This is a genomic window from Aliihoeflea sp. 2WW (genome assembly GCF_000497755.1).
Lineage (GTDB): Bacteria > Pseudomonadota > Alphaproteobacteria > Rhizobiales > Rhizobiaceae > Aliihoeflea.
Map to the genome: position 1 here is coordinate 49740 of NZ_AYOD01000049.1, position 11567 is coordinate 61306.

Annotated in this window: 12 protein-coding genes; 7 read left to right on the forward strand and 5 right to left on the reverse strand. The window is 64.8% G+C overall.

Annotation, left to right across the window (positions count from 1 at the left end):
* The first annotated feature begins 145 nt into the window (after positions 1–145).
* The 3 genes from ALII_RS0118365 (at position 146) to ALII_RS0118375 (ending at position 5069) form a co-directional block, all read left to right on the forward strand.
* Positions 146–1138: a DUF4118 domain-containing protein gene (locus ALII_RS0118365; protein ID WP_024588680.1), complete on the forward strand. Its 993-nt coding sequence runs from the start codon at positions 146–148 to the stop codon at positions 1136–1138.
* Between the two features lie 57 nt (positions 1139–1195).
* Positions 1196–3724 carry a UvrD-helicase domain-containing protein gene (locus ALII_RS0118370; RefSeq protein WP_024588681.1) on the forward strand — a complete coding sequence of 843 codons (2529 nt, stop codon included), beginning with the start codon at positions 1196–1198 and terminating at the stop codon, positions 3722–3724.
* A gap of 187 nt (positions 3725–3911) precedes the next feature.
* Complete coding sequence (locus ALII_RS0118375) at positions 3912–5069, forward strand: hypothetical protein (protein WP_024588682.1); 1158 nt, start codon at positions 3912–3914, stop codon at positions 5067–5069.
* Positions 5070–5133: 64 nt separating this feature from the next.
* Here the strand turns inward: ALII_RS0118375 and ALII_RS0118380 are convergent, their stop codons facing one another.
* Both ALII_RS0118380 and ALII_RS0118385 read right to left on the reverse strand, forming a co-directional pair.
* The gene (locus tag ALII_RS0118380; RefSeq protein WP_024588683.1) at positions 5134–5472 is read right to left on the reverse strand and encodes a hypothetical protein; all 339 of its coding nucleotides are present in this window, start codon (positions 5470–5472) and stop codon (positions 5134–5136) included.
* A gap of 161 nt (positions 5473–5633) precedes the next feature.
* On the reverse strand, positions 5634–6266 hold the full coding sequence (locus tag ALII_RS0118385; protein ID WP_024588684.1) for a DapH/DapD/GlmU-related protein: 633 nt from the start codon (positions 6264–6266) through the stop codon (positions 5634–5636).
* A gap of 81 nt (positions 6267–6347) precedes the next feature.
* Between ALII_RS0118385 and ALII_RS22910 the strand changes: the two genes are divergently transcribed.
* Genes ALII_RS22910 through ALII_RS0118400 form a run of 3 tightly spaced genes read left to right on the forward strand, consistent with a single transcriptional unit; the run spans position 6348 to position 8002 of the window.
* Positions 6348–6500, forward strand: coding sequence for a hypothetical protein (locus ALII_RS22910; RefSeq protein ID WP_173401421.1), 153 nt, complete (start codon positions 6348–6350; stop codon positions 6498–6500).
* Between the two features lie 36 nt (positions 6501–6536).
* Positions 6537–7109 (forward strand): SCO family protein, encoded by a 573-nt coding sequence (locus ALII_RS0118395; protein WP_024588685.1) that lies wholly within the window; start codon positions 6537–6539, stop codon positions 7107–7109.
* Positions 7110–7129: 20 nt separating this feature from the next.
* Complete coding sequence (locus ALII_RS0118400) at positions 7130–8002, forward strand: 50S ribosomal protein L11 methyltransferase (RefSeq protein WP_024588686.1); 873 nt, start codon at positions 7130–7132, stop codon at positions 8000–8002.
* Between the two features lie 72 nt (positions 8003–8074).
* Here ALII_RS0118400 and ALII_RS0118405 read toward each other — a convergent pair whose 3' ends face one another.
* Entirely contained in the window at positions 8075–8260 is a 186-nt protein-coding gene (locus tag ALII_RS0118405; RefSeq protein WP_024588687.1) for a hypothetical protein, read from the reverse strand.
* 223 nt (positions 8261–8483) lie between these two features.
* Here ALII_RS0118405 and ALII_RS0118410 point away from each other — a divergent pair, with 223 nt between their 5' ends.
* Entirely contained in the window at positions 8484–10316 is a 1833-nt protein-coding gene (locus ALII_RS0118410) for an aminopeptidase P family protein (RefSeq protein ID WP_024588688.1), read from the forward strand.
* Here ALII_RS0118410 and ALII_RS0118415 read toward each other — a convergent pair.
* A complete protein-coding gene (locus tag ALII_RS0118415; protein WP_024588689.1) occupies positions 10308–10601 on the reverse strand; it encodes an AzlD family protein in 294 nt (97 codons plus the stop codon). The two genes, ALII_RS0118410 and ALII_RS0118415, sit on opposite strands and share 9 nt — an antisense overlap.
* The gene (locus tag ALII_RS0118420) at positions 10598–11305 is read right to left on the reverse strand and encodes an AzlC family ABC transporter permease (protein ID WP_029660701.1); all 708 of its coding nucleotides are present in this window, start codon (positions 11303–11305) and stop codon (positions 10598–10600) included. Before ALII_RS0118420 ends, ALII_RS0118415 begins: the two co-directional genes overlap by 4 nt.
* Positions 11306–11567: the final 262 nt, after the last annotated feature.

Sequence of the window (11567 nt, forward strand, 5' to 3'; positions counted from 1 at the left end):
CGTCCCCGGACCTCGATTATGCCAGAAAAGCGGCGAAAGCCACCGCCTTTGCCGATCCGCGCGGAAGCGATCGGATTGACGTGCGCGCGCCGTTCCAACATAACTTTCAGTTGAAAGCTTTCCTTTATCCCTTTTCGGCCGTTCCATGATTTTCGACTATGCCTCGAGGCTGCGCGGCAGACCTTTTTTCGGCTGGATTTTCGCATGCGCAAGCTTTGCCGCCGCGCTGGTTCTGCGCTTTGCGGTCGACGCCTATCTGCCGAGCGGCTTCCCGTTTCTGACCTTCTTTCCGGCCGTGATGCTGACGGCATTCCTGGGCGGGACGCGCGAAGGAATCGTGTGCGCCATCCTGTCGACGCTCGCCGCCTGGTACTGGTTCATCCCGCCCTTCATGAGCTTCGACCTCGGCTATCAGGCGATCGTGGCGCTGGCGTTCTTCGTGCTGGTGATGGCGGTCGACATCACGATCATCCACCTGATGAACGAGGCGGTGGAACGCGCGAAACGGCAGGAAGCCGAGGCGTCGATGCTGGCCGAGGAGCGGCGCACGCTGTTCCAGGAACTGCAGCACCGCATCGCCAACAACCTCGCCTTCGTTTCCAGCCTGCTCGGCATCCACAAACGGCGCCTGAGCGGCAATGCCGAGGCGGCCGGCGCGCTGGAAGATGCGCGGCTGCGGCTCGAAACGCTCTCGCGCGTCCATCGCCGGCTGTACGATCCGGACACCAAGACGCAGAAACTGTCGCAATCGCTGGGCGCGATCTGTCAGGACCTGATCGACGCGTCGGGACGCCGGCACGTAACCTGCAATGTCGTGGCCGACGACATCGTCCTGCCAGTCGAGCGCGTGATGACGCTGTCGCTGGTGCTGATCGAGGCGGTCAGCAACTCGCTGAAGCACGCATTCGACGGCCGCGAGAGCGGGCGCATCGACGTGCGGCTGGTCGACATGGGCGGCGAAAAGCTGGCGCTGATCGTGTCCGACGACGGACCGGGACTTCCCGAAGGCTTCGATCCGGCCACGAGCGACCGTCTCGGTCACCGCATCATGGCCGGTTTCGCGCGGACGCTGCGCGGCGACATCGCCTATGAGAACGACAAAGGCTCGGTGACGCGGCTCGTCTTCCCGCGCGCCTGACCGGAGCGATCCGTTCGCGTTCTGGTCTTTCGGTCCCGAATCACTACATTGCAGGACATGTCCGGATTTCCCGACGATATTCCCTTCTTCGACGAGGACGACCGTCCCCGACGCCCTTCTCCCGCGCCGCAGCCGCAAGGCGGCGGGCTGGCCGCGCGCGCCATGGCCGCGCGACGCCCCAATGCGCCCGACTATCTGACCGGGCTCAACCCCGAACAGCGCCTGGCGGTCGAGACGACGGAGGGCCCGGTGCTCGTGCTCGCCGGCGCCGGCACGGGCAAGACGCGCGTCCTGACGACGCGCATCGCGCACATCCTGCAGACCGGCCGCGCCTATCCAAGCCAGATCCTCGCCGTGACCTTCACCAACAAGGCCGCGCGCGAGATGAAGACGCGCATCGGCGTGCTCGTCGGCGAGGCGGTGGAGGGCATGCCGTGGCTCGGCACGTTCCACTCCATCGGCGTCAAGATCTTGCGCCGCCATGCCGAGCTGGCGGGGCTGAAAAGCGGCTTCACCATTCTCGACACCGACGACGTCGTGCGGCTGATCAAGCAGTTGATCCAGGCCGAAGGGCTCGACGACAAGCGCTGGCCCGCACGCCAGTTCGCGCAGATGATCGACGGCTGGAAGAACAAGGGTCTCGGCCCTGCCGACATTCCCGAAGGCGACGCGCGCGCTTTTGCCAATGGCAAGGGCCGCGAACTCTACAAGGCCTATCAGGACCGCCTGCAGACGCTCAACGCCTGCGACTTCGGCGACCTTTTGTGCCACCCGATCCGCATCTTCCGCGCCTATCCGGACGTGCTGCGCGAATATAATGAGAAATTCCGCTACATCCTCGTCGACGAATATCAGGACACCAACACCGCGCAATATATGTGGCTGCGGCTTCTGGCGCAGCGTCCCGCCGCGCGGGACGGATCGCGCGTTTCGCCCAACATCTGCTGCGTCGGTGACGACGACCAGTCGATCTATGGCTGGCGCGGGGCCGAGGTCGACAACATCCTGCGCTTCGACAAGGACTTTCCCGGCGCGACCGTCATCCGGCTCGAGCGCAACTACCGCTCGACCTCGCACATTCTCGGCGCGGCGTCGCACCTGATCGCGCACAATGAAGGGCGCTTCGGCAAGACGCTCTTCACGGAAAAATCCGATCCGGACGACCCGCGCGTCATGGTCCACGCCGCCTGGGATTCGGAAGAGGAAGCGCGCGCGCTCGGCGACGAGATCGAGGCGTTGCAGCGCAAGGGCAACAATCTGAACGACATGGCGATTCTGGTGCGCGCGTCGTTCCAGATGCGTGAGTTCGAGGATCGCTTCGTCACGCTCGGCCTAAACTACCGCGTCATCGGCGGCCCGCGCTTCTACGAGCGGGCGGAAATCCGTGATGCCATGGCCTATTTCCGCGTCGTCGCGCAGCCGGCCGACGACCTCGCCTTCGAGCGCATCGTCAACGTGCCGAAGCGCGGCCTCGGCGAGGCGACGATCCGGCAGATCCACGACACGGCGCGCGCGCTGCGCATTCCGATGCTGGAAGCGGCGGCGAAGCTGGCCGAAAGCGACGAGTTGAAGCCGAAGCCGCGCGCCAGCCTGCGCGAGGTTTCCGCCAATTTCGCGCGCTGGCAAAGTGCGCTGGAAACCATGTCCCACACCGAACTCGCCGAGACCATTCTCGAGGAGAGCGGCTATACCGAGATGTGGAAGAACGACCGCTCGGCCGAGGCGCCGGGCCGACTCGACAATCTGAAGGAACTGATCCGTTCCATGGAGGACTACGAGTCGCTGCGCTCGTTCCTCGAACATGTCGCGCTGGTCATGGATGCCGAGCAGCAGGAGGAGATGGATGCCGTCTCGATCATGACGCTGCATTCGGCCAAGGGGCTGGAATTCGACACCGTGTTTCTGCCGGGCTGGGAGGAAGGGCTTTTCCCGCACCAACGCGCGCTCGACGAGGGTGGGCGTTCCGGCCTCGAAGAGGAACGCCGCCTCGCCTATGTCGGCCTGACGCGCGCGAAGAAGAACCTCCATCTGTGGTTCACCTCGAACCGGCGCATCCATGGGCTGTGGCAATCGACGATCCCATCGCGCTTCCTCGACGAACTGCCCGAAGCGCATGTCGAGGTCGCCGAGAGCGGCAACAGCAATTATGGCGGGTACGGCGTGAGCCATGGCGGCGGGTTTGCCGGGCGGCGCAATCCATACGGCGCGTCACGCTTCGACGATCAGGGATCGTTCTCGAACACTTACGCGACGCCCGGCTGGCAACGCGCGCAAAAGAACAAGACCGAGGCGACCGATCGCAACTGGGGCTCGCGCTCAGGCCATCAGATCGAGCGGATCGGCTATGGCGAGCCGGATTCGGGCTTCGGTGCGGGGCGCGGCTCCATCAAGGGTCGCACCATCGAGGGTGAACTGGTCGCCAAATCCGTTGCCGAGACGCCCTCGGCGTTCACGGTCGGCGACCGGGTGTTCCACCAGAAATTCGGCAATGGCAACATCGCCGCGATCGAAGGCAACAAGCTGACCATCGACTTCGACAAGGCGGGCCAGAAGCGCGTGCTGGACGGGTTCGTCACGGCAGCGTGATTGCGCCTTTCGGTTGCATTTGATAATTTTAATACAGTTTTAAGTTGCAGATGCGATCGTTCACCTGCACGGCAATCACGCCTTGCACATTCCGCTTCCGGGCGGTTCGACTCCGGGACCCCTTCCGTCTCACCACCCCCGCGGCGGAAGGGGTTTCGGGTCTCCCGGACAGATCGTCCGAGGTCCCATGCGTCTTGCCGTCCTGTCTCCGCTGCTGCTCCTGCCCGGCATCGCAATGGCTTCCGAAGCGGACGCGCCCTCGCCCGTTAGCGCCGAGATTTCTATCTCGCGGCACTACACCGACAACGTGCTTGACGAGCCTCTGGCGGTCTCCGACTGGTACACGCTGATGCGCGGGTCGGTCGCTGGCGACATCGACCATGGGCTCGGAGAGACGCGGATCACGCTCGGTGGCGAACTGCGCCGGCACGACCTCTTCACCATCGAGAACGATGCCGCCGGCGGTATCGAGACGCAGACGACGCTGCGCCCGTCGGAAGACCTCGAACTGCGCGGCACGCTTTTTCTGCGACACATCCGCGAAGGCGACGCGCTGGTCATCGAGGACCTGGCGATCGGGACGCAGACGGCGAAGACGATCGGCGGCGCCGGCGCAGTGGTGGGCCTTCGCCTGACGCCGGCACTGGTCTCGACGACGGAGGTGAAGGGATTTCGCGAACGCGCGCGCGATACGTTCTTCGAAGACGATGTCCTGCCGGCCTTGCGACTGGAGCCGGATCGCGACCGCATCTTTGCCAGCCAGGCGCTGACGCATACCGACGGCCCGGTCCAAAGAGCAGTCCGGACGACCGCGGAGCGGACGACTTTCTCCGGGAGTTTCGCGGAGGCGATAAACCTCGACCGGTTGCAGCTTCGCGGCGAGATCGGCTGGCGAAGCGAGAATGGATATGCGTTCGCGCTTGCCGCGGGCGGCGAATGGCTGCGCGCCTCCTTCGACCTGATCGACATCGTGCGCCCGTCGATCGAGGCGACCGCGATTGCGCCTATCGCCGGGCTGGAACTGCGCGGCACGTTGCGAACGGGTTTCGAAAGCGACGACACGGACGACCTTCTGGCGTCCTGGGTGCGGCGCGCCGAAGCGCAGCTTGCCTGGCCGCTTGCCGAACATTTCGCTCTATCGACTGGCATATTCGTCGAGGCGCGCGACAATCTCGTTCTCGGTTACAGCGAGAACCGCCGCGGCATCTATGGCGAATTGGGCTGGCAGGCGTCCGAAAAAGTGACGCTGGTCCTGCGCCTCGACTATGGCGAGACGCGCGCGCCGGACATCGACTTCGCCAAGGACCGGCTCGACGCGTCCCTGGCGGTGCGAACCCGCCTCTAAGGTGTGTCTAGCACATGCGAAAACGGGCGACCGGAGCCGCCCGTTTCCTCAAGCGATGTTCGCCTTAGCGGCGGCCCTTGCGGACGGAATACTTGCTGGAATTTCCGCCGAGGATGCCGAGCGTGCCGCCCAGGATGCCGTTGCCATTGCCGATGCCGTTGCCGGTCTGGTTGCCGCTCAGGATGCCCGAGAGGACATTGCCCGAAGCGATCGGCGAGTTGTTGAGCACCGACGTGCCGTTGAGCAGGTTGACGTTGCCGGTGCGCACCGACGGCGAGACGTTGATGAGCCCGCTCGAATAATTGTGCGAGTTCTTGCTGCCGCCCCAGCCGCCGGCCTGGGCCGACATACCGGAAAGAGCAAGGGCTGCTGCTGCGGTCGTGACGATGATGAAGGTCTTCATGTGGTCTTCTCCTCTCTTGATCGCGCCGGTTCGGTTCGTTTCCGGAGATGAGGAGGCCACAGCACTGCAGGATATGCAATCTGGAATTGCAATATTTCATTAACACAACCAATAAACGGCCGGTTAACCTTTCGCCTTGACCTTAACAGGCAGCATTTGAATCAAGCTTTATCGGTTCGATACTTGGCCACGAACTGTTCGATCGAAAGCTGCTGCATGTCCGGCAACGCTTCGGCCAGTTTTTCATGCGGCCAGTCCCACCAGGCCATCTCGACCAGCGCCGCGGCGACATCCGCCGGAAAGCGCTGGCGCAAGACGCGCGCGGGCGAACCGGCGACGATCGCATAGGCCGGCACGTCGCGGGTGACGACGGCATTGGCACCGACGACCGCGCCGTCGCCGATGGAAACGCCGGGCATGATGACTGCGCCATGGCCGATCCACACATCGTTGCCGATGGTGACGCGCGCGGCTTGCCGGTGCGACCGGTAGCCGGCATCGACGCCGTGGAAGCGGAAATATTCGTTCGGCCGGTAGGTGATCTTGTGCGTGGTGACGCGCTCCATCGGATGTTCGAGCGCGTTGATGCGGACATTCGCCGCAATCGAGCAGAACTTGCCGATGGTCGTGTAGATCGCCTCGCCATGGCGCTCGAAATAGGAGAAGTCGCCGACCTCCACGTCGCGCAACAGGACGCGCGGGCCGACCGAGACGAAGCGCCCGAGACGGCAGCCCTTGAGCTCGGCCGTCGTATGGATCTTCGGTTCGGAATCGTGCGGCAGGAAGGCGGTCATCGCAAAAGCGTGTACGTGGCCCGCCGGACGGCGGCAAGATGACATCTTTCGGCGCCCCCGCCGCGGCGCTATATCTGGTTCATGACCCTGAACCGGATCACGACACCGCTTCTGCTTGCCGCCGGCGCACTCGCACTCTCGGCAGCGACCGGGCTCGCCTTCGCCGGCTGGCTCGACAGCGGCGCGCGCATCTTCATGGCGATGGCCGAAACCGGCCTCGCCTGGTGCTTCTGATCCTGCAAACCCTGACCTGACCGGACGACAGCCGACATGCGGACCCTTCTCGTTGCAAGCGTAATCATCGTGGCTGCGGCCGTCGGCTGGATCAGCTTCGACTGGTATGCGAACCGCACCGTCGCGCGCTCCTTCGGCGAGCCGTTCACGCTCGTGGACCAGCGCGGCGAGGAGATCACCGAGCAGGCCTTCCGTGGCCAGCCTTCGGCGGTGTTCTTCGGTTTCACCCACTGCCCCGAAATCTGCCCGACGACGCTCTACGAGATGGATGGCTGGCTCGACCAGCTCGGCACGGAAGGCGAGGACATCCGCGCCTATTTCGTCTCCGTCGACCCCGAGCGCGACACGCCGGAAATCCTCGATACCTATGTCGGCAACGTCTCCGACCGCATCACCGGCATCACCGGCGAGCCGGCGAAGATCGAGGCGATGGCGAAGTCGTTCGGCATCTTCATGCGCAAGGTGGAACTTGAAGGCGGCGACTACACGATGGACCACACCGCATCGATCCTGCTGCTCGACAGTTCAGGTGACTTCATGGGCACCATCGCCTATGGGGAGAATCCCGAAAACGCCGTCGCCAAGCTGAAGCGCCTGGCCGCGAGCTGACACCACCAGAGGACGACGCGGTGCCCCAGACACGCCTTTACTTCAGCGCCGCGAAAAAGGACGCCGAGGCCGTTTATCGACAGCTCGAAACGATGCTCGAAGATGACGGCTTCCCGATCTCGATCTTCGATCTCGACGAGGATGCCGGCATCGACGAAGTGTCGGTCTATATCGAGGACGAGCCGGAGGGGCTGGAAGCGCGCATCGCGGACGTCCTGAAAGCCCACGCGCCCGGCGCGACGCTCGAACGCGAGAACCTCGACGATATCGACTGGGTGACGAAGTCGCTCGAAGGTCTGAAGCCCGTTCGGGTCGGACGGTTCCTTGTCCACGGGGCGCATGACCGCGACCAGCGCCGGATCGGCGACCTCGCCATCGAGATCGAGGCGGGCCTCGCCTTCGGCACCGGCCATCACGGCACCACGGCCGGGTGCCTCGAACTCATCATGGACGTGACCCGCCGCGAGCGCCCGCGCACGGCGCTCGACCTTGGAACGGGAAGCGCGGTGCTTGCAATCGCGCTGGCGAAGCTGTGCCGCATTCCGGTGCTGGCGACGGATATCGACCCGGTCGCCGTCGACGTCGCGCGGCAGAACGTGCGGCTCAACCACGCCCATGCCTATGTCGACACGGTGACGGCGGCCGGCTTCCATCACCACGTCTTCGCGAAATGGCGGCCTTTCGACCTGATCGTCGCAAACATCCTCGCGCGGCCGCTGATGACGCTCGCGCCGGAGATGGCGCGCAACGTTTCGCCGGATGGTTCGCTGATCCTGTCGGGCATTCTGGAGCGCCAGCGCGAGGCGGTGATCGCAGCCTATGTCGGCCAGTCCTTCCGCCATGTCCGCACCATCCGCCGCGAAGGCTGGGTGGCGCTGCATCTGAAGCGCTGACATAAGAAAAGGGCGGCCCGCCCCCGGACCGCCCTTCCCCCGATGTCTCCCCTGGGGCGAAAATCTTCGCGCTTAGTAGAGGTAGGAACCGCCTGCGCTCTTCTTCAGTTCGTCACGGGTGTAGCCGTGCGAACGCAGCGTCTCGTCGTCGAGCATGAGGAGCGCGCTGTTCACATAACGGGTCGCCTGCTTCGAACGCGCTTCGACGAGGGCGTCCATTGCGCCGCGGAAGAAACCGCGCTTTGCTGCATTTGCCATTTCGTCTTCTCCTTGATCTGATTGGAAGAATGTGTCCTCCACGATCAAGAAGGTAAGGAGTGCTGACCTTTTTCACCAGTGCCGATGCTGCATGGCTTCCATGTCGTTTTGCATATGCGAATTGCTAATGTTGCATTGCATCAATTCGGGATGTCTTCGATCAGGGTTTCGCGGCTCCGTAGGGCGCGCTATGGATCGCCGACACCAGAGATGCGAGTAGCCCATGTTCCAGACATTCGAAAGCCATGCCGATCCCGCCCACGGCAAGGAGCGCGTGCCGCTCTTGCGCGCCGAACTGGCGCGACGCGGCGTCGACGGCTTTCTCGTGCCGCGCGCGGACGAACATCAGGGCGAGTATGTCGCCGCCCGCTCCGACCGGCTGAAATGGCTGACAGGGTTCACAGGGTCGGCCGGCGCGGCGATCGTCTTGAGCGAGAGCGCAGCGATCTTCGTCGATGGCCGCTACACGCTGCAGGTGCGCGACCAGACCGACGCCGGCATCTTTAGCTATGAAAGCCTCGTCGAGACGCCGCCGGCGAAATGGATCGAGACCAATCTGACGGCAGGAACGCGGCTCGGGTTCGACCCGTGGCTTCACACGGTCGCCGAAACGAAAGCACTGCGCAACGCCTGCGAAAAGGCGGGCGGCGAGCTCGTTGCGCTGGACGGCAACCCCATCGATGCGATCTGGGCCGACCAGGCGGGCGCGCCCGTCGGCGAGGTCGCGATCCAACCGGTCGGATTTGCGGGCGAACTGACGAAGGACAAGATCGTGCGCATCGGCGACGCGATCCGCGCGGGCGGCGCGACGCATACGGTGCTGACCGACCCGTCCTCGATCGCCTGGCTGTTCAACATCCGCGGCGCCGATGTCGAACACACGCCGCTGGCGCTCGCCTTCGCCATTGTGCCGGCGGAAGGCCGCCCGTCGCTCTTCATCGACCCGGCAAAGCTCGGCATCGAGGCGAAGGCCTATCTGACGCAGCTTGCCGAACTGCACGCCCCGGCAGCGCTGGAGCCGGAGCTGCGCACGCTGGCGAAAGACGGCGCAACGGTCGGCCTCGACCCGCAGCTTGCGGCCGAATGGCTGCGCGTGACGATCGAGGATGCGGGCGGCAAGACGAGCGACCTGCCGGACCCGGCCCGCTTGCCCCGCGCCTGCAAGAACGAGGCGGAACTGAACGGCTCGCGCGCCGCCCACAAGCGCGACGGCGTGGCAATGGCCCGGTTCCTCACCTGGCTCGACGCGCAGCAGCCGGGCACGGTGGACGAGATCGCAGTCGCAAGCCGCCTGGAATCCGCCCGCGCGAAAGCGGGCGAGGACGTGCAGATGCCGCTGCGCGATATCTCCTTCGACACGATTTCCGGCGCCGGCCCCAACGGCGCGATCATCCATTACCGCGTGACGACGAATACCAACCGCAAGCTCGCCGCCGGCGAACTCTATCTCGTCGATTCCGGCGGCCAGTATCAGGACGGCACGACCGACATCACGCGAACCGTCGCCATCGGCAAGCCGACCGAGGCGATGCGCCGGCACTATACGCTGGTGCTGAAAGGGCTCATTGCCGTCTCGACGCTGCGCTTTCCGGCCGGCACGCGCGGGCAGGACGTCGATCCCTTCGCGCGCCGCGCGCTGTGGCAGGCCGGGCTCGATTTCGCGCATGGAACCGGCCACGGCGTCGGCTCGTTCCTCGCCGTCCACGAAGGCCCGCAGCGCATCGCGCGGACAGGCACGCAGGCGCTGTTGCCAGGCATGATTTTGTCGAACGAACCGGGCTATTATCGGCTGGGCGAATACGGCGTCCGGCTGGAAAACCTGATCGTGGTGGAGGATGCGGCGCAGATCGCGGGCGGCGAGATTGCCATGCACGGCTTCGAGACGCTGACGTTGGCCCCGTTCGACCGGCGGCTGATCGACGTCACGCTTATGGAAAAGGCCGAGATCGACTGGCTCGACGCCTACCATGCGCGGGTGGCGAGCGAGCTTTCCGACCAGTTGGAAGACGACGTCAAAACCTGGCTGGCAGCCGCGACCGCGCCGCTGTCACAATAGGTTGCGGCCGGCGATGAGGACGGCGGCGCCGACGACGAACATCGTCATCAACCCGCTGCGCCAGCCGACGATGGCGGCGACGATCATGGCCGCGATCTCCGCCGGCCCGCCATGATAGGCGGCGGGCGCGACGAGCGTCGTCAGGACTGCGGCGGGCACGGCGTTGAGGCTGGCCTCGACGCGCGGATGGATGCGGTCGAACCGCGACAGGACGAGATGTCCGCCGATGCGCGACAGATAGGTCAGCACCGCGCTTGCGAGGATGATCCAGACGGTAGTCGTCATGCCGCATCCTCGCCATTGCCGTTTCCATTGACCGGCATGAAGGCGGCGAGCGCCATGCCGGCGATCGCGCCGACCGTGACGTGCCAGGGCGAGCCGATCGTCTCATAGGCGACGATGGAGGCGACCGCGCTGGTCAACACGATCGGCAGCCAGAGCGGGCGCAGCCGGAACGACATCACGAGGCCGAGGAAGTAGATCGGCAAGAGGAAGTCGAGCCCGAGCGCATAGGTGTTCGGGATCAGGCTGCCGAAGCTCGCCCCGATCCAGGCCTCGGCGACCCAGAAGAGATAGATCGGCGTCGCCATGCCCATGAACCAGGCGAAGGTGACGTGCTCGCCATTCTCCGCCTTGCGTTCGGCCTCGGCATATTGCGGATCGACGAGGAAGAAGAAGCCGAAGGCGCGCTGCGCCGGCGCCCAGTGGGGCACGCGCCGGCCGACCGCTGCCGAATAGAGCACGTGGCGGAAATTGACGGCGAAGATCGACAGCGCGATCAGCCACGGCGCGACCTTCTGGCCGAAAAGGTCCAGCCCCACCATCTGGCTCGCCCCGGCATAGACGGCAGCGCTCATCAGCACCGCCTCGCCGACAGTAAAGCCGTTGTCGACGGCGAGCGCGCCGAACAGCAGCCCGAAGGGTGCCGACGACAGGACGACAGGCGGACTCTTGCGCATGCCGCGCGCGAATTCTTGGGAGAAGGACATGGCGTCGTCTTAGGTCAGCATTGTTGCCCTGTCACATGAAAAGGCTTGAACCATGGGGGTTGGGTCGTAGGGCCATGGGGGACGGCAGTTTACTACGGAGTTGCTTCGCAACGATTCCTGGGTGGAACCCCCACCCCTTACCCCTCCCCACAAGGAGGAGGGGGACGTCAGCGCGGTGAACATCTTTGATTCACCACCCGGCTTTCGTGGTTTGGACGAAGGCGACCCCCACCCTTTATCCCTCCCCACAAGGGGGAGGGAG